A 17,712-nucleotide genomic window follows, 5' to 3' on the forward strand; every position below is an offset into this window, starting at 1 on the left:
GCCGTGCAGCTCACGCTTGAACATCCCGACCACGCGTTCTTCCTGCGCGCGGCCGATGGCACGTCGGCGCTGGTCAACGACCGCACCCTGACCGCCAGTTTCCTGCTGGCACCGGATACGCTGGTCGAGGCGTGGCCCGTGCGCGACGCCAGGTCCCTCACCGTCGACGACCTGGCACCGCTGATGGCGCTGGCACCGGAAGTGGTGATCCTGGGCACCGGGCCCGCACAGGTATTCCCACCTGCGGCGGTCATGGCAGCCTGCCTCTCGCGCCGCGTGGGCCTGGAAGTCATGTCCAACGCCGCGGCGGCGCGCACGTTCAACGTGCTCGCGGGAGAGAACCGCAAAGTGGCGGTCGGCTTCATCCTGCCGGGCTGAGGCCCGGCACCCGACGGCTCAGCGCTTGGGCAGGTACTGCAGCGGGTCGACCGCCTTGCCGTTGTAACGCACCTCGAAATGCAGCATCTCACGCGGCGCGCCACTCCGGCCCATCTCCGCGATCTGCTGACCCAACTTCACCACCTGGCCTTCGTTGACCAGACGGTTGCGGTTGTGGCCATAGGCCGACAGCCATTCGTCGTTGTGCTTGATGATGATCAGCTCGCCGTAGCCCACCAGGCCCGAGCCCGAGTACACCACGACGCCGTCGGCCGCGGCGCGCACCGGGGCGCCACTGCTGCCGGCGATGCCGATGCCCTGCCGGGTGGGCTCGCCCGCCACATAGCGGCTGATCAGTTCGCCGTCGGCCGGCCAGCGCCAGGTGACGTTGCTTACGGCAGGCACGGGCGAGGGCTTGGGTGCCGCCGGCTTCGGGGTCGTGGCCACGGTGGCCGGCTTCGACACCGGCGCCCGGGGTCTGCTCGGCACGGCGCTGGCGGGTCGCGCAGCACTCGTCCCAGACGGCCGGGACGCCACGGTGCCGACGCCCCGGTAGAGCTTCAGGCGTTGCCCCGGGTAAATCGTGTACGGCTCGGCGAGGCCATTCCAGGCGGCCAGATCACGGACCTGGAGACCGTTGGCGCTCGCAATCGCATAGAGCGTGTCGCCCCGCTTGACCACCGTCGTCGCGCCGACCTTTCCCGTGGAAGGGGCGGCCGGTTCGCGGACCACCGTCGTCTTGGCACACCCGACCAGCCACAGGGCAGCGGCGAGTCCCAAGGCTGCAGCCCGGGCGGTGGAGGAATTCGGAATGAACCTGATGGTCATGCGCCTCGTGAGTTGTTCCCTGTCTTCGTGCGCGTCCGCCAATCCAACGCGATGGTCCGTGCGACGGTCGACCGTCAACCGGAAAACCGTTGCCAGAGTTCGCGCAACGCGACGCCGCCGCCACCAATCAGCACGCTGAAATACACGACGGTGCCAATGTTGGACAAATGCCCCAGCAACATCGCCCCGCCGTCGCGTTGCACCAGGCCCACAGCGTAAAACAGCAATGCCAGGGCTGGGAGCGTGTTGCTGAACGGCACGAAACCGAAGGGCGCCATCAACAGTAGCGCCGCGAATATGAAGGCCAGGTTGTTGAACATGTCCTGCGCGCGCCCATCGACGAAGGCGCGCAGCCGGTGCGGGCGACTGATTTTTTCCAGGCGGCGCACCCAGTCGAGGCCACCGGAAAGTCCGGGGCGCAGTTTGTCCGCCGGCAAGGCGCGGTCGCGCACGCGGGCGGGCAGCCACAGCGGTCGGCCGCTGAGCCGGCTGATGCCTACCAACAGGATCGCAGCACCGAACACCGTGCTCACGCCCGGAATCGAGACTGGAATCAGGAAGACCAGCGTCAGCAACATCGTCAGCAGCAGCAGGCCTTCATCACCGAACACTTCCAGCAACTCGCCGAGCGTGAGCTTGTCCTCGGGCAGGTTGCGGATGATGGTGGCCAGTTGTTCGCCCAGCGAGGCAGCAGACGGCGGCGTGCCGCCCACGGAGATGTCCGGTTGGCTCATGCTCAGTCGACCATGCCCGAAAGCAACGGCACGAATACCACCGCACCCAGCGTCTGCTGGGTGATCCGGCCGTCGGCGTCGCGTTGCAGGCACAAAAGGGATTGGGAGTTGGCGGCGCCGACCGGCGCGACCAGGATGCCGCCGACCGCCAATTGCTCGGTCAGTGCATCGACCAGGGCGGGGCCCGCGGCGGTGACGATGATGGCGTCGAAGGGGCCGTTCTCGGCCCAACCGATGCGCCCGTCGTCGTGCTTGCTGCGGATGTTCAGCCCCAGCTGCCGGAATCGCTTGCGGGCGGTGCGCAGCAGCTCGCCGATGCGCTCGACGGTGTGCACTTCCAGCCCCAGTGCCGCCAGCACGGCGGCCTGGTAGCCGGAGCCGGTGCCGATTTCCAGCACCTTCTTCGGCTCGCCGGCCAGCAACGCCTCGGTCATCTTCGCCACGACCCAGGGCTGCGAGATGGTCTGACCCTGCCCGATCGGCAAGGCCGTGTCCTCATACGCGCGGCTGGCGAGCACCTCGTCGATGAAGAGGTGGCGCGGCACGGTGCGGATCGCGTTGAGCACGCGCTCGTCGCGGATGCCGTTCTCGCGCAGGCGCTCGACCAGGCGGTCCCGTACGCGTTGCGAGGTCAGGCCCGACCCAAGGGCCTCGGGCTGCAGCCGCATGCGCACGCTCATGGCGTTGCCTCCGGCGCACCGGTACGCAGGGCACCGGTGAGGCCATCGACCCAACTCGCCACCTGCTCAAGTGCCTGGTAGCGGGTCAGGTCGATCTGGATCGGGGTGATGGAAATGTGGCCCGTGCGCACGGCGTGGAAATCGGTGCCGGGGCCGGCGTCCTGCTCGGGGCCGGCCGCGCCCACCCACCACCACTGCCGTCCGCGCGGGTCCTGCTGCGGCACGCAGGCTTCCGAGCGGTGTCGGTTGCCCAGTCGCGTCACTTCGAAACCGCGGACCTCGTCCCAGGGGATGTCGGGCACGTTGACGTTGAGGATGGTATCGGCCGGCAGCGGATCGCTGGCCAGGCGCGCGATGATCTCGGCCGCGGCGCGCGCGGCGGTCTCGTAGTACCGGCCATCGTGGTCACGGGTGGCCAGCGACATGGCCACCGAGGGCAGGCCGAGGAAGCGGCCTTCCATCGCGGCGGCCACCGTGCCGGAGTAAATGACGTCGTCGCCCATGTTCGAGGCGCTGTTGATGCCGGACACCACGATGTCCGGTTCGGACTCCAGCATGCCGGTGATCGCCACGTGCACGCTGTCGGTAGGCGTGCCATGGACGCGCCAGGTGTTCTCATCCAGGCGCACCACGCGAATCGGGCCATCCAGCGTGAGCGAGTTGCTGGCGCCTGACCGATCTCGGTCGGGCGCGACCACCAGCACTTCATGGCCGGCCGCCCGCAGGCCCTGCGCCAACGCACGGATGCCGGGGGCGTCTACGCCGTCGTCGTTGCTGACCAGTACTCGCATGGACTTGCGGAAGACCTCGACTTGCCGGGGGATGCGCCTTGCGCGGGGCGGAGTGCCACGCCGCGCCAAGGGGCCTGGGGTCATGATAGCCGATGATGGAAAGGCGTCCTGCCGGCCTCGCCACACTTTGCCTTGCGTTGACGGTGCACCGCGCTAGGCTGTGCGCATGGCACGCAAGCATGAGCCTTCCGACGACGACCGCGCCCTGTTTCTCGAGGCGATCGGCGAAGTCCGTCGGCTGGACGAGGCCTCGCCGCCGCCCACGGGACCGAAGCCACGCCCGGGGGCACGGATGGCCGAGCAGGACGATGCGGCCGCGCGGGAAACCTTTCGGCATGCGCTGGACGACACCCTGCTGGAATCAGGCGACGCGCTGGCCTACCGGCGCGACGAACTGCCGGCGCGGACGTGGCAGCGCCTCAAGCGCGGTGAACTGTCGGCCCAGGAGGAACTGGACCTGCACGGCGCGGACGCGCGAACCGCCGAGGCGCTGCTGCGGGCATTCCTCAACGACGCACGCCGCCACGGCATCGGCTGCGTGCGGGTGATCCATGGCAAGGGCCGCCAGAGCGAAGGCACGCCGGTGATCAAGAACCTGGTGGACCGCATGCTGCGGCACCGCGCGGACGTGCTGGCGTTCCACTCCGCGCCGCCCGCGCAGGGCGGGACCGGTGCGGTGGTGGTGCTTCTCCTGCCGCCAAAGCGGCGGTGAGCCTCAGCGCATGGCCTGCCGCGGGTCGCCGCTCTTCGCCGGGCGCTTGGTGGGCGGATTGACCCACACCACTTCGATGCCGCGACGCTGGGCGATTTTTTCCACGGCGCCGATGTACGCAAGATCGCGGTCCTGCAACGAGGGCGTGGCGGGAGGCGCCACGTAGGTGGACTCTTCCTTCATGCTGGCGCATCCCGCGGTCGACGCGGCGGCCAGAACTGCAACCATCAAGACCGTGCCTGCTTTCATGACGACACCTCCCGGTGCGAACGTTCAAGCCGGGAGCGGCGAATACCGCCCCTCATTGCGCTTATACGCCGACGAGAAACGACTGCCAGTGCCGGCGGATGGCCGCCGACGAACGGTCAACCGTCAGTGGGCGCGGTGCCGCGCGGCGCCTCGGTGACGTCACCCAACTCGGCCAGCACCGAGGTGGCATAGGTGCCGGCCGGCAACTCGAAACCCACTTCCAGCACGTCCGCGGCCAGCCAGCGCCAGGCGAGTCCGACCGGTCGAAGCCGCAGGGAGCGACGCTCCTGGTCCAGCCCGGCCTTTTCGAGCCCGCGCCGCAGTGCTTGCGCCAGCTCATCGCCCAGCACGCTGAGTTCGGCCTCGGCGGAGGCGCCCTGGCTGCGTAGGTCGCCGCGCCCCCAGAGAGGACCGGTGGGGTGGATGTCGAAAGTCTCGAGGCGTCGCAACAGGTCGTCGGTCAGCGGCTCGGGGCCGAACACGCTGCGACGGCCGTCGAGCATCCACACCTCGCCGTCCAGAGGACGGTTCCAGGTGCCACTGCGCACGCGCGCGGCCAGCACCCGGTTGAACAGTTCCGAGCGGGCGGCGGACAACAGCAGCCCCCGTTTCTCACGGGCCGTGCGGCGGCCACGGAACATCGCCAGCGCCTGGGCCACGTTGTCGCCCTCGCGGCCAAAGCGCTGCTCGCCGAAGTAATTGGGCACGCCGATGTCGGCCATCGCCTGCAGACGGTTTTCGATCGCGGCATGATCGCCCTCCACGCCGCGAAGCACGAGGACGAAGCGGTTGGCGGCCAGGGCCCCGCGCGGCAGCTTGCGGGAGTGCCAGTGGTGCTCCAGCACGCGCAGGTCGTCCGAATGCAGTGCCGCCACGTCGGGCGCGACCTTCTTCGGCAGGTGCACGCTGAAGCGTTGGCGGGTGACGGCATGCCTGTCCTTCAAGCCGGCGTACCCGATCGCCATTTCGGCCACGCCGGCCCATGCGGCGATGCGCTTGGCGGCGAACGCGGTGTTCATGCCGCGTTTCTCCACAGTGAGCAGCAAGTGCTCGCCGGCGCCGCTGGGCTCGAATGCCGGCAGTTCTTCCACGAAGAAGTCTTCCGGAGTCGTCCGGATCCGCGCGCGAAGCACCGGCTCACCCAACGCCATGGGCAACCCGTGCGTGCTGTCATCGACGGCGCTGGAGGGCGCGGCGCCATGGGTGGTCGTCACGGGCACGTGAGCCACGTTGGCGGGGGCGTCCCCGGTGCTGGCCAGGTCATCTGAAGCATTGTGATCGTTAGGCGTCATGCTGGGGTCACGCCTTGACCAGCAGGCACACGGCCATCGCGGCAATGCCTTCGCCGCGACCGGTAAAACCCAAGCGTTCGCTTGTGGTCGCCTTGACGCTGACCGCATCCACGGCGATGCCGAGTTCGCGCGCGAGCAATGCGCGCATCGCCTCGGCGTGTGGGCCCACCTTGGGGCGCTCGCACAGCACGGTGATGTCGGCATTGCCGACGCGCCAGCCGCCGTGTTCCGCGATCAGGTCATTGCAGCGCCGCAGGAACAGCAGGCTGTCGGCCCCCTTCCATTGCGGGTCGCTGGGCGGGAAATGACGACCGATGTCGCCCAGCGCCACGGCGCCCAGCATCGCGTCGCAGAGCGCATGGATGACCACGTCGCCGTCGGAGTGGGCGACGATCCCGTGGTCGTGGGGGACGCGTACGCCACCCAACATGACGTGGTCGCCGTCGCCAAAGGTATGCACGTCGAAACCTTGGCCGATGCGGATGTTCATGGGGTTCCCCGACGCGAAAGAAGGTACTCGGCCAATGCCAGGTCGGCGGGCGTGGTGACCTTGAGGTTGTCCTCGCGGCCTTCCACCAGCCGCGGGTGCGTACCGGCGCGCTCCATGGCCATGGCCTCGTCGGTGACGAGCACCCCGTCCGCGCGCGCGGCGCGCAAGGCCGCGGCCAGGACATCCCGGCGGAACGCCTGCGGGGTGAAGGCGCGCCAGAGGCCGTCGCGCGGTTCGGTCGCGGCGATCGAACCGGCATGGTTGGCACGCTTGAGCGTGTCGCGGAGGGGCGCGCCGAGAATCGCGCCATCGGCATGCTCCTGCGCGGCGGCGAGCAGGCGATCGAGGTCCGCGGCATCCAGGTTCGGGCGCGCGGCGTCGTGGACCAGCACCACCGCATCGTGGGGAACCTGTGCGGGCAGCGCCTCCAGCGCAGCGAGCACCGAATCGGCACGCTCGCCCCCGCCGATGCACGTCAGCACGGGTTTGCCGTGCAGCGAGGTCCATCCCGGCCAACGTGGATCGTCCGCGGCGAGCGCCACCATCGCGCCCGCCACGCCGGGATGGGCCAGCAGCGTCGACAGCGCATGTTCAATCAAGGGCTTGCCGGCCGCATGCAGGTACTGCTTGGGAACCTCGCCGCCGAAACGGGTACCGCGCCCCGCGGCGGGCACGATGGCCCAGGCCATTTCCCGACTCATGGGGCGAAGTCGTCCTGCTCCGCGGTCGCCGCCGCTGTGCCGTCAACGTCCGCCGGTGCCGGGTCGGCCTCGGCGGCGGCGCCGGCATCCTGCTGCTCCACCACCCGGTAGAACGTCTCACCGGGCTTGATCATGCCCAGTTCGCTGCGCGCGCGGTCTTCAACCGCCGCCTCGCCGGACTTCAAGTCTTCGACTTCGGCGGCCAGCGCGGCGTTGCGCTGTTTCAGTCCACCGTTTTCATGCGTCTGCGCGTCCACCTTCTGCTGGAGGTCGGCCACCGAACGGCGGCCGCCCTCCCCAAGCCACAGGCGCAACTGCAGGAACGCGAGCAGCGCGACCAGCGCCACGAGCAGCACCCGGAACCAGCGCATGCGGCGACTTGGCCCTTAACGCTTCAGCGAGACGAACGCGTCGCGGCCGGCGTACTTCGCGGCGGCGCCGAGGGCTTCCTCGATGCGCAGCAGCTGGTTGTACTTGGCCACGCGGTCGCTGCGGCACAGGGAGCCGGTCTTGATCTGCGTCGCGGTGGTCGCCACGGCAATGTCGGCGATGGTGGTGTCCTCGGTCTCGCCCGAGCGGTGCGAAACGATGGCCGCGTACTGGTTGGCATCCGCCATGGCGATGGCTTCCAGCGTCTCGGTCAGCGTGCCGATCTGGTTGACCTTGATCAGGATGGCGTTGGCCACGGCCTGGTCGATGCCTTCCTTGAAGATGCGCGGATTGGTCACGAACAGGTCGTCGCCCACCAGCTGCACCTTGTTGCCGATGCGCTCGGTCAGCAGCTTCCAGCCGGCCCAGTCGTGCTCGGACATGCCGTCTTCAATGGTGACGATCGGGTACTGCGCGCACCAGTTGGCCATGAAGTCGACGAACTGCTCGCTGGTCAGGCGCTTGCCTTCGCCGGTGAGGTTGTACTTGCCGTTCTCGAAGAACTCGCTGGAGGCGACGTCCAGGCCCAGCAGGATGTCTTCACCGGCCTTGTAACCGGCCTTGCCGATGGCCTCGAGGATGGTCTCGAGTGCTTCCTCGTTGCTGCGAAGGTCCGGGGCGAAGCCGCCCTCGTCACCCACCGCCGTGCCCAGACCGCGGCCCTTGAGCACCGACTTCAGCGCATGGAACACCTCGGTGCCGGCGCGGAGCGATTCGGCGAAGGTCGGCAGGCCCACCGGCAGGATCATGAACTCCTGCATGTCGACGTTGTTATCGGCATGCGCGCCGCCGTTGATGATGTTCATCATCGGCACCGGCAGCGCCACGTCGCGGCCACCGGCCAGGTACTGCCACAGCGGCTGCTTGCGCGAGGCGGCCACGGCGTGCGCGTTGGCCATCGACACGCCGAGCAGCGCGTTGGCGCCCAGGCGGCCCTTGTTCTCGGTGCCGTCGAGGTCGATCAGGCGCTTGTCCAGGCCGGCCTGGTCGGCGGCATCGAAGCCGGCCAGCGCGGCGGCGATCGTGGTGTTGACGTTGGCCACGGCGTTGCGCACGCCCTTGCCCAGGTAGCGGGTCTTGTCGCCGTCACGCAGCTCCACGGCTTCCTTGGTGCCGGTCGAGGCGCCCGACGGCACCATCGCGCGACCGAAGCTGCCGTCGGTCAGGGTGACTTCGGCTTCGAGCGTGGGGTTGCCGCGGCTGTCGAGGATCTCGCGGGCGTGGACTTTGGCAATCGTGGTCATGTCGACGGACGTTCCGGTTTGTCTTGAAGGGGAATTCGGGAGGGCGGGGCCGTTACAGGCTCGCCTCGAGGAAACCGTTGCGCTTGGTGACCTCGTCGATCTGCTTGAGGGTCTCCAGCAGCGCTCGCATCTTCGGCAGCGGCCATGCGTTGGGGCCGTCGCTGAGCGCTTCCTCGGGCTTGGGATGGGTTTCCATGAAGATGCCGGAAATGCCCACCGCCATCGCCGCGCGCGACAGCACCGGCACGAACTCGCGCTGGCCGCCGCTGCTGCCGCCGGCGCCGCCGGGCAGCTGCACGCTGTGGGTGGCGTCGAACACCACCGGACAGCCGGTGTCGCGCATCACCGCCAGCGAGCGCATGTCGCTGACCAGGTTGTTGTAGCCGAAGCTGGCGCCGCGCTCGCAGACCATGATGTCCTTGTTGCCGGTCGCCAGTGCCTTCTCGGCCACGTGCTTCATTTCCCACGGCGACAGGAACTGGCCCTTCTTGATGTTCACCGGCTTGCCGGCGCGCGCCACCCGCTGGATGAAATCGGTCTGGCGGCACAGGAACGCCGGGGTCTGCAGCACGTCGACGACGGCGGCGACCTCGTCCATCGGGGTGTATTCGTGCACGTCGGTCAGCACCGGCACGCCGAGCTGGCGCTTGACCTCGGCCAACACCTTCAGGCCTTCCTCAAGGCCCGGGCCACGGAAGCTGGTGCCCGAGGTGCGGTTGGCCTTGTCGAAGCTGGACTTGAAGATGAAGGGAATGCCGAGCTCGGAGGTGATCTCCTTGAGCTGGCCGGCGGTGTCGAGCTGCAGTTGCATCGACTCGATCACGCACGGGCCGGCGATCAGGAAGAACGGCTTGTCGAGGCCAACTTCAAAGCCACACAGGTTCATGCAGTCGCTTCCTTCAGCAGCTTGCCGCCCGCTTTGTGCTCGCGCGCGGCGCGGATGAAGCCGACGAACAGCGGGTGGCCGTCGCGCGGGGTGGACAGGAACTCGGGGTGTGCCTGGCAGGCCAGGAACCACGGGTGCTTGGCCTGCGGCAGTTCCACCATCTCCACCAGCGTCTCGTCCATCGACTTGGCGCTGAACACCAGGCCGGCGCTTTCCAGCTGGTTGAGGTAGCGGTTGTTGAACTCGTAGCGATGACGGTGACGCTCGCCGACGATGTCCTTGCCGTACATCGCGTGCGCCAGCGTGCCCGACTTGATGCGCTGCTCCTGCAGGCCCAGGCGCATGGTGCCGCCCAGGTCGCTTTCCTCGCTGCGGCGCTCGACCTCACCGGTGGCGGTGCGCCATTCGGTGATCAGGCCGATGACCGGGTGCGGGCTGGCCTTGTCGTTCTCGGTGCTGTTGGCGCCTTCCAGGCCGGCCACGTGGCGCGCGTAATCCACCACCGCCGCCTGCATGCCGTAGCAGATGCCGAAATACGGCACGCCGTGCTCACGCGCGTACTGCGCGGTCAGCACCTTGCCCTCGAAGCCGCGGTCGCCGAAGCCGCCCGGCACCAGGATGCCATCGATGCCTTCCAGCGCCTCGCCGCCCTGCTCCTCGACGTCGGTCGATTCCAGCCACTTGAGGTTGACCTTGGTGCGCTGGCGCAGGCCGCCGTGTTTGAGCGCCTCCGCGACCGACTTATACGCATCCTGGTGGTCGACGTACTTGCCGACCACGCCGATGGTGACCTCGTCGACCGGGTTCTCGGTGGCATCCACCACCGCCGCCCACTCGGACAGGTCGCACGAGCCGGCCTGCAGGCGCAGGCGGTCGATGACGATGTCATCCAGGCCCTGGTCGTGGAAGCGCTCGGGCATGCGGTAGATGTTGGGCAGGTCGACGGCCGAAATGACGGCGCGCTCCGGCACGTTGGTGAACAGCGCGATCTTGCGACGCTCGCTGTCCGGCAGCGGCTGCTCGGAGCGGCACAGCAGGATGTCCGGCTGGATACCGATGGAGCGCAGTTCCTTGACCGAATGCTGGGTCGGCTTGGTCTTCAGCTCGCCGGCGGCGGCAATCCACGGCACCAGCGTGAGGTGCATGAAGATGGCCTTGTCCGGTCCGCGCTCGGTGCGGATCTGGCGGATGGCCTCGAGGAACGGCAGCGACTCGATGTCGCCCACGGTGCCGCCGATCTCGACCAGCGCCACGTCGTAGCCTTCGGTGGCTTCGACAATGCAGCGCTTGATCTCGTCGGTGATGTGCGGGATGACCTGCACGGTGCCGCCCAGGTACTCGCCACGGCGTTCCTTGCGGATCACGTTCTCGTAGATCCGGCCGGTGGTGATCGAGTTCTTGCGGCTCAGGCGCGTGCGCAGGTAGCGCTCGTAGTGGCCCAGGTCCAGGTCGGTCTCGGCGCCGTCGTCAGTGACGTACACCTCGCCGTGCTGGAACGGGCTCATGGTGCCCGGGTCCACGTTGATGTAGGGGTCGAGCTTCATCATCGTCACGCGCAGGCCGCGCGCTTCGAGGATGGCTGCCAGCGAGGCTGCCGCAATGCCCTTGCCAAGCGAGGACACCACGCCGCCGGTGACAAAAATCAGGGGAGTCATGGATTTGGGGGCGCTGGAAAGCCGTAGTTTACCGGACGGCGGGCCGGGCCGCGACCGGTTGACTTCCCCCGCGGCGCTATGACGCCCCCGGAACGAGCGCCGGGACCCGCCCGCACGAGGCGATCCCGGCGCGACCGTCAGCGCGCCGGAAAGCGCCGGGTGAAGGTCTCGACCACCGAGGTCATGCCCTCGCGCCAGCGATCCAGCAGCAACGGCCCCACCTCCGGGTCGAACTCCTGGACCGCGCGGATCAGGCTTTCCACCCAGAAGGGGTAGAGCTCCGGCGGCACGGGGGCGCGGCCCGGGCAGGCATGCACGTCGGCCATCTGGTCGACGGTGCGGGTGACCACGCCGCTCCCGGCCGCATGGAAAATGGCCACGCTGATGCCGCGACGCAGCGCAAGCCTCTGCTTCGGGAAATCGGTCTTGGCGAACATCTCGGCCACGCGCGGGCTGCTCGCCATGAAAATTTCATAGAAGCGTTCAATGAACTGCTTGTGCCGCAGGCAGCGGCCGTAACTCTGCTGCAAGTCGAAATACTGGTCGGACAACGCCGCTTTCCTCGCGATGTGTGGGGGGCGCGAGTGTGAGGGCCGGCGAAAGCGGGGTTATTGATCGCGCTCAAATGGGCACTCCTTGGAGCGGCACCAGTCCCAATGGCCACAAGGCGGCCTGTGCAGGCGCCCGGATACGCAAACCGCGGCCCGAAGATCCGGCCGCGGTTTGCAGTGGCAGACACCCGAAAGCGGCGTCAGGAGACGCGCCGGCGAATCAGCACATCTGGCGCGATTCAGCGCGTCTGGCGATCGTTCTGCCGCTTGGATTCGCGCTCGCGCGAATCACGTCGCTCGGCGCCGCGATCAGCCGCCGACTTATCCGACTCGTGCTGGCTGTTGCCGGCATCCGTCGAATCGGCCGCGCGACCCACGTGGCCGGTGAGCGCACTGCTGGCGGATGCGTTGGCGTTGCCCGAATCCGACTCGATGGCCTGCCCGTCGGCGCGCAGGGCGCCATTCGCCGAGGCGTCCGTGCCAATCGACGCGCTGGACTGCCCAGCAGATGCGACTGCCGCTTGCGCCAGCCCCTGCCCGGAGGCGCCGGCACGCACTGCCGCTTGGCTGGCGGCAGCGCCGGTCGCCTGCACGGTACCCGCCACGGCATTGGCGGCGCGCTCACCGGCCTTGGCGGCCGCCGTCGCGGTGGTCCGGCCCTCGGCCTCGGCGCGGGCAGCCGCACGCTGCGCGGCGCGGGAGGTCCGCTCGATGGCGCGGGTGTCCGCACCCAACTCGCCACGGGCGTTTGCGACACCGCCCACGCGAAGGGGGCCGGTCTGGATGCCGGCTCCGCCGCCGAGGTTCACGCCACCGCCCAGCACCTGGGCGGAGGCGACGGGGGCGACTGCCGACGCTGCAAGGAGGATCGAGAGGACGCGGGTACGCTGCTTCATGTCGGGGATTCCTTTATTCGTCATGGGATTGGGGTGCGTCGTGGCCGGAGCCAGCGACGACAACCCGACCCTAGGCAATCGCACCCAGCCGGGCGATGAACCACCCATCGCGGGTGAGGGTTTTCCCGGATTGCACACCCAAGCCACAGGCACCGCATACGCAGCCAACTCGTTCCAGATCAAACACTTGGGGACAGCATTACGACTGAATCGCGGACAACAGAAACATGAACGCCCCGGGGTTTCCGGGGCGTTTCGCCTAACAGCCGGCAGCAGCGGACCTCAGCGATCCTCTTCCTCCGGCTCATTCTGCCCCGCCACGGCCTTGCGTGCTGCAGCCGCCTTCGCCGATTTGGCCTTGGCCGCTTCGGCCTTCGGCTTGGCATCGGCAGGCTTGCCGTCCGCGGCCTTGGCTGCGGCGGCTTCAGCGTCCTTGGGCTTGGCACTGTCGGCCGCAGTGCCCCCCTTGGGGGCCGGGGCCTGCTGGGCCAGCGCGGTGGCCGACGCCACCAGGGCCGTCGCCGCCAGGCCAAGGATCAGAAGCTTGCGGATTGTCATGGGGTTCTCCGTTGCGGTGGCCGACCCGCGGGGGCGTGGCCGGCACCGATGTGTGACGTGCATACGTTATCCACAAGCGGTTGGCCCGCGCCTGAACGCGCGTCGATCTCAACCGCTGCGATGCCTTGGGCGCACACTGCCTCCGTCGCGCTTGACCCGCCCGGCCCGCCTCGCCATCCTCGCCGCTCCGCTCGCCCCTACGCCATCGGCCGTCCCCGCATGAACAACCGCTATAACGCCGCCGACATCGAAGTCCTGTCCGGGTTGGACCCGGTCAAGCGCCGCCCGGGCATGTACACCGATACCGCCCGACCCAACCACCTGGCGCAGGAGGTCATCGACAACGCCGTGGACGAGGCGCTGGCCGGCCACGCCAGGACCATCGACGTGACCCTGCACAGCGACGGCAGCTGCGCGGTCTCCGACGACGGCCGCGGCATGCCGGTGGACATCCATCCGGAGGAAGGCATCCCCGGCGTGGAGCTGATCCTCACCCGCCTGCACGCGGGCGGCAAGTTCAGCAACAAGAACTATGCGTTCTCGGGCGGCCTGCACGGCGTGGGCGTGAGCGTGGTCAACGCGTTGTCCACGCTGGTGGAAGTGCATATCAAGCGCGACGGCAACGAATACCGCATGACCTTCCGCGATGGCGACCGCGCCACCCCGCTGGAGGTGGTCGGCAGCGTCGGCAAGAAGAACACCGGCACCCGCGTGCGCTTCTGGCCGGATGCCAAGTACTTCGACACACCGAAGTTCAACCTGCGCGCGATCAAGCACCTGCTGCGCGCCAAGGCGGTGCTGTGCCCCGGCCTGACGGTGCGCCTGCATGACGAGGCCTCGGGCGAGAAGCTCGAGTGGTACTACGAGGATGGCCTGCGCGACTACCTGCGCGGCGAACTGGAAGGCCGCGAACTGCTGCCGCCGGACCTGTTCGTCGGCAAGCTGACCAAGGAAACCGAAACCGCCGACTGGGCGGTGGCCTGGGTGCCCGACGGCGAGCTGGTGCAGGAGAGCTACGTCAACCTGATCCCGACCGCGCAGCACGGCACGCACGTCAACGGCCTGCGCACCGGCTTCACCGAGGCGCTGCGCGAGTTCTGCGACTTCCGCAACCTGCTGCCGCGCGGCGTAAAGCTGGCGCCGGAGGACGTGTGGGACCGCGTGGCCTTCGTGCTGAGCATCAAGATGACCGACCCGCAGTTCAGCGGGCAGACCAAGGAGCGGCTGTCGTCGCGCCAGGCCGCCGGGTTCGTCGAAGGCGCGGCGCACGACGCCTTCAGCCTGTGGCTCAACCAGCACGTGGAACTGGGCGAGAAGATCGCGCAACTCGCGATCGAGCGCGCGTCAGCGCGCTTGAAGACCGAGAAGCAGGTGACGCGAAAGAAGGTCACCCAGGGCCCTGCCCTGCCCGGCAAGCTGGCCGACTGCACCGCGCAGGACCTGTCGCGCACCGAGCTGTTCCTGGTGGAAGGCGACTCGGCCGGCGGCAGCGCCAAGCAGGCGCGCGACAAGGATTTCCAGGCGATCCTGCCGTTGCGCGGCAAGATCCTCAACACGTGGGAAGTCGCTTCGGGCAGCGTGCTGGCTTCACAGGAAGTGCATGACCTGGCGGTGGCGATCGGCTGCGACCCGGGCAAGGACGACCTGACCGGGCTGCGCTACGGCAAGGTGGTGATCCTGGCCGACGCGGACTCGGACGGGCTGCACATTGCCACGCTGCTGACCGCGCTGTTCCTCAAGCACTTCCCGTCGCTCGTCGCGGCCGGGCATGTGTTCGTCGCGATGCCGCCGCTGTTCCGCGTGGACGTGGGCAAGCAGGTGTTCTACGCGCTGGACGAGGAAGAGAAGCGCATCCTGCTGGAGAAGATCGAACGCGAGAAGATCCGCGGCGCGGTGAATGTCACGCGCTTCAAGGGCCTTGGCGAGATGAACCCAGGGCAGCTGCGTGAATCGACGATCCATCCGGACACGCGCCGGCTGGTGCAGCTGACGGTGGACGACAGCAGCGAGACGCACTCGCTGATGGACATGCTGCTGGCGAAGAAGCGGGCGTCGGATCGGAAGACGTGGCTGGAGACCAAGGGCGACCTGGCTTCGCTGGAGGTCTAGTCAAAGCCATTCATTGCAGACAGCCGTGGCGCCGACGCGGTCGCGACGGTTGGCCCCTCGCCGCGCGGCCAGTCATTGCCGACAGCCCAAACGTAACCGCTACGGTTGGGTTGTCGCAGCGCGGACCGATTATCGGCGTGCGGCCAGCGCTGCCTCCAGCATGGGGCGCAACACGCGCTGCAGGCGTGCGGCCTTGGCCTCGTCATACGCGAACGAGTCCTCGTCCATGTAATTGCGCTGGCTGATTTCCAGCTGCACCGCGTCAATCCCGCCCTCCGGCTGGCCGTAGTGGCGGGTGATGTGTCCCCCCTTGAAGCGGCCGTTGGCGACCCAGTCGTATTCGGCCTGGGCGCCCAGCACGTCCTCGAGGCGTTGCTGCACGTCCGGCGAGCAACTGGCGCCGGCCGCGGTGCCCAGGTTGAGGTCGGGCAACCGACCTTCGAACAGGAACGGCAACCCGCTGCCGCGGATGGAGTGGCCCTCCCACAACACCACGCGGCCGTGCTCGGCCTTCAGCCGCGCGAGTTCGGCGGCCAGGGCCTGGTGGTAGGGACGCCAGTAGGTTTCCACGCGCGCCGCCACCTCGTCGGATGACGGGGCGCGCCCTTCCAGGTACACCGGCTTACCGGTGAAACGCACCGCCGGGCACAGGCCCGTGGTGTTCTGCCCCGGGTACAGGGAGGTGTCGTCTTCCGGCCGGTTGAGGTCCACCACGTAGCGCGAATACTTCGGCACCAGCATCGACGCGCCCAGTTCGCGGGCGAAGGCATGCAGGCGCGAGACGTGCCAGTCGGTGTCGGGGGCTCGCCGCGCTTCCGGCGTCATGCGTTCGGCCAGCGCTGCCGGAATGGCACTGCCATCGTGCGGCAGGCTTACCAACAGCGGCGCGGTGCCGCGATGCAGGGTGAAGGTGTCGGTGGGCGTGTCGTGGTGCATGGCCGGTCACGGTTGCAGGCGTGGTGGCACAGTTTAAGTCGCTCGATCCACGGACAGTTCGCCTGCGCTGCACGGCCTGCGTTGGTTATCGGAACATCCAAGAAGACGGAATGGTCGTTGCGAGGGTGGATGCCGGGATGGCGCTGGCGCGCCCTCGCGAAACGGAGTCCCCGGTCAGCGCAATCGCTCGACGCGGTAGGGCGTGGGGTCGATCGCGGGGGGCCGTCCCGTGACGAGGTCGGCCACCAGCTGCCCCGTCGCCGCGCTCATGCCGACGCCCATCATCCCGTGGCCGGTGGCCAGCCACACGCCGTCGCGGCCCGGGACGTGCCCGATGATGGGCACATCATCGACGCACATCGGCCGCCAGCCAAACCAGCGCTCGCGTACTTCCGGGCCGACCGGATGGTGGAGGTATTCGGCGGCGCCACGTTCCAGCGCGCCCAGCCGGCGCTCGTTGAGCGTGTCATTGAAACCGGAGAACTCCATCGTGCTGCCGAGGCGGTAGCCGCTGCCCCACGCGGTGACGCACACCGAGCGCTCGCGCAGCACCAGGGGGCGCCGCGGCACCAACGGAGGACGCGAATAGGTGATGGAGTAGCCCTTGCCCGGCTGCATGGCGCGGCGCAATGCCGGCACACCGATCGCGCGTGCCAACGTCGGCGACCACGCCCCGGTGGCGACGACCACGTCGCGGGCACGCAACGCGCCCTGCGGTGTCTCGATGTGGACGCCGTCGGCATCGGTGACCAGCGCCTGCAGCGGGCGCTGCTCCTCGATGACGCCGCCGAGGCCGCGCACGGCACGCGCCAACTCCGCCACGTAGTGATCGGGGCGCAGCGCGGCATCACCGGAGAAGCGGATCACGCCTGCCACCCCGGGTTTGACCGCGGGCTCCTGGGCCTCAAACGCGGGCCCGTCGATCAGCGCCACGTCGATGCCCAGCTCCCGCAGCAGCGGCAGTTCGTGCTGTCCCCGCGCGAATGCGTCCGCGCTGCGGAACACGTAGTCCTCGCCCGACTCCATGAATTCGCAGGCCAGCGCATGGCGCTCGATCAGCTTGGGCAGGCGCACGCGCGCATCGTTGAGCATGGCCGCCTTGGCGCGTGCGCTGCGCTCCCAGTCGTGCCGGTTGCAGCGCAGGGCAAACCGCAACAACCACTGCCACAGCAGCGGATCCAGGCGCGGCGGGACGTACAGCGGCGCGTCCGGCGTGAGCATCCACTTCAAGGCACGCAGCACGGTACCCGGAGCCGCGAGTGGGGGTGCGTGGCTGGGCGTGATGGTGCCGCAGTTGCCATGGGACGCCCCCGACCCTACCCGACCGGCCTCGATCACCCGCACGCCGCGGCCGGCTTCCAGCAGGGCCAAGGCGCTGGCAAGCCCCGATACGCCCGCACCGACCACCACCACGTCTTCGCGCTGATTCATGGGCAGAGTGTACTTGTGTTGCAATGCAACATGACATGAACGTCACATGAATCTTATCGTTGGCCGCCCTCGGGCGGGTCATGTCGACAGGATGTCGCCGCCCCGTATCCAGAGGCCGCCTGCGGACAACCCATGACGGGAAACTTCGACGGCGCTGTCCGC

The 17,712-nt window shown here is 68.5% G+C and carries 20 protein-coding genes; 3 read left to right on the forward strand and 17 right to left on the reverse strand.

Going from position 1 to position 17,712, the window contains the following annotated elements:
* Window positions 1–3 precede the first annotated feature (3 nt).
* Window positions 4–378: an Mth938-like domain-containing protein gene (locus ACYVBS_RS00830; protein WP_460821183.1), complete on the forward strand. Its 375-nt coding sequence runs from the start codon at window positions 4–6 to the stop codon at window positions 376–378.
* 18 nt (window positions 379–396) lie between these two features.
* Here the strand turns inward: ACYVBS_RS00830 and ACYVBS_RS00835 are convergent, their stop codons facing one another.
* The 4 genes from ACYVBS_RS00835 to surE all read right to left on the reverse strand — a co-directional run bounded on the left by ACYVBS_RS00835 (window position 397) and on the right by surE (window position 3,411).
* Window positions 397–1,206 carry a peptidoglycan DD-metalloendopeptidase family protein gene (locus tag ACYVBS_RS00835; RefSeq protein ID WP_460821184.1) on the reverse strand — a complete coding sequence of 270 codons (810 nt, stop codon included), beginning with the start codon at window positions 1,204–1,206 and terminating at the stop codon, window positions 397–399.
* Window positions 1,207–1,280: 74 nt separating this feature from the next.
* Window positions 1,281–1,940 carry an exopolysaccharide biosynthesis protein gene (locus ACYVBS_RS00840; RefSeq protein ID WP_460821185.1) on the reverse strand — a complete coding sequence of 220 codons (660 nt, stop codon included), beginning with the start codon at window positions 1,938–1,940 and terminating at the stop codon, window positions 1,281–1,283.
* 2 nt (window positions 1,941–1,942) lie between these two features.
* A complete protein-coding gene (locus tag ACYVBS_RS00845; protein ID WP_460821186.1) occupies window positions 1,943–2,620 on the reverse strand; it encodes a protein-L-isoaspartate(D-aspartate) O-methyltransferase in 678 nt (225 codons plus the stop codon).
* Window positions 2,617–3,411 (reverse strand): 5'/3'-nucleotidase SurE, encoded by a 795-nt coding sequence (surE, locus tag ACYVBS_RS00850; protein WP_460821187.1) that lies wholly within the window; start codon window positions 3,409–3,411, stop codon window positions 2,617–2,619. The genes ACYVBS_RS00845 and surE overlap by 4 nt, the downstream gene beginning before the upstream one ends.
* Before the next feature lie 166 nt (window positions 3,412–3,577).
* On the opposite strand from surE, the gene ACYVBS_RS00855 reads away from it, so the two are divergent.
* Window positions 3,578–4,123 (forward strand): Smr/MutS family protein, encoded by a 546-nt coding sequence (locus tag ACYVBS_RS00855; RefSeq protein ID WP_460821189.1) that lies wholly within the window; start codon window positions 3,578–3,580, stop codon window positions 4,121–4,123.
* Window positions 4,124–4,126: 3 nt separating this feature from the next.
* Here the strand turns inward: ACYVBS_RS00855 and ACYVBS_RS00860 are convergent, their stop codons facing one another.
* The 11 genes from ACYVBS_RS00860 to ACYVBS_RS00910 all read right to left on the reverse strand — a co-directional run bounded on the left by ACYVBS_RS00860 (window position 4,127) and on the right by ACYVBS_RS00910 (window position 13,074).
* The gene (locus ACYVBS_RS00860) at window positions 4,127–4,372 is read right to left on the reverse strand and encodes a hypothetical protein (protein WP_460821190.1); all 246 of its coding nucleotides are present in this window, start codon (window positions 4,370–4,372) and stop codon (window positions 4,127–4,129) included.
* A 116-nt stretch (window positions 4,373–4,488) separates the two neighbouring features.
* Window positions 4,489–5,664: a tRNA pseudouridine(13) synthase TruD gene (gene truD, locus ACYVBS_RS00865; protein WP_460821191.1), complete on the reverse strand. Its 1,176-nt coding sequence runs from the start codon at window positions 5,662–5,664 to the stop codon at window positions 4,489–4,491.
* Between the two features lie 7 nt (window positions 5,665–5,671).
* On the reverse strand, window positions 5,672–6,154 hold the full coding sequence (gene ispF / locus ACYVBS_RS00870) for a 2-C-methyl-D-erythritol 2,4-cyclodiphosphate synthase (protein ID WP_460821192.1): 483 nt from the start codon (window positions 6,152–6,154) through the stop codon (window positions 5,672–5,674).
* A complete protein-coding gene (gene ispD, locus ACYVBS_RS00875; protein WP_460821194.1) occupies window positions 6,151–6,855 on the reverse strand; it encodes a 2-C-methyl-D-erythritol 4-phosphate cytidylyltransferase in 705 nt (234 codons plus the stop codon). Before ispD ends, ispF begins: the two co-directional genes overlap by 4 nt.
* Window positions 6,852–7,226, reverse strand: a complete 375-nt coding sequence (gene ftsB / locus ACYVBS_RS00880) for a cell division protein FtsB (RefSeq protein WP_460821195.1) — start codon at window positions 7,224–7,226, stop codon at window positions 6,852–6,854. The genes ispD and ftsB overlap by 4 nt, the downstream gene beginning before the upstream one ends.
* A gap of 15 nt (window positions 7,227–7,241) precedes the next feature.
* On the reverse strand, window positions 7,242–8,528 hold the full coding sequence (gene eno / locus ACYVBS_RS00885; protein WP_460821197.1) for a phosphopyruvate hydratase: 1,287 nt from the start codon (window positions 8,526–8,528) through the stop codon (window positions 7,242–7,244).
* A 52-nt stretch (window positions 8,529–8,580) separates the two neighbouring features.
* Window positions 8,581–9,414: a 3-deoxy-8-phosphooctulonate synthase gene (kdsA, locus tag ACYVBS_RS00890; protein WP_460821198.1), complete on the reverse strand. Its 834-nt coding sequence runs from the start codon at window positions 9,412–9,414 to the stop codon at window positions 8,581–8,583.
* Window positions 9,411–11,069, reverse strand: a complete 1,659-nt coding sequence (locus tag ACYVBS_RS00895; protein WP_460821199.1) for a CTP synthase — start codon at window positions 11,067–11,069, stop codon at window positions 9,411–9,413. Before ACYVBS_RS00895 ends, kdsA begins: the two co-directional genes overlap by 4 nt.
* A gap of 137 nt (window positions 11,070–11,206) precedes the next feature.
* On the reverse strand, window positions 11,207–11,620 hold the full coding sequence (locus tag ACYVBS_RS00900; protein ID WP_460821200.1) for a globin family protein: 414 nt from the start codon (window positions 11,618–11,620) through the stop codon (window positions 11,207–11,209).
* 239 nt (window positions 11,621–11,859) lie between these two features.
* Window positions 11,860–12,516: a hypothetical protein gene (locus ACYVBS_RS00905; RefSeq protein ID WP_460821201.1), complete on the reverse strand. Its 657-nt coding sequence runs from the start codon at window positions 12,514–12,516 to the stop codon at window positions 11,860–11,862.
* Between the two features lie 282 nt (window positions 12,517–12,798).
* On the reverse strand, window positions 12,799–13,074 hold the full coding sequence (locus ACYVBS_RS00910; RefSeq protein ID WP_460821203.1) for a hypothetical protein: 276 nt from the start codon (window positions 13,072–13,074) through the stop codon (window positions 12,799–12,801).
* Window positions 13,075–13,293: 219 nt separating this feature from the next.
* Between ACYVBS_RS00910 and parE the strand changes: the two genes are divergently transcribed.
* Entirely contained in the window at window positions 13,294–15,183 is a 1,890-nt protein-coding gene (parE, locus tag ACYVBS_RS00915) for a DNA topoisomerase IV subunit B (RefSeq protein ID WP_460821205.1), read from the forward strand.
* Window positions 15,184–15,312: 129 nt separating this feature from the next.
* Here parE and hutG read toward each other — a convergent pair whose 3' ends face one another.
* A complete protein-coding gene (gene hutG, locus ACYVBS_RS00920; protein WP_460821206.1) occupies window positions 15,313–16,119 on the reverse strand; it encodes an N-formylglutamate deformylase in 807 nt (268 codons plus the stop codon).
* Window positions 16,120–16,293: 174 nt separating this feature from the next.
* Window positions 16,294–17,550 (reverse strand): NAD(P)/FAD-dependent oxidoreductase, encoded by a 1,257-nt coding sequence (locus ACYVBS_RS00925; protein ID WP_460821207.1) that lies wholly within the window; start codon window positions 17,548–17,550, stop codon window positions 16,294–16,296.
* Window positions 17,551–17,712 lie beyond the last annotated feature (162 nt).

Source organism: Lysobacter olei, from assembly GCF_054777355.1.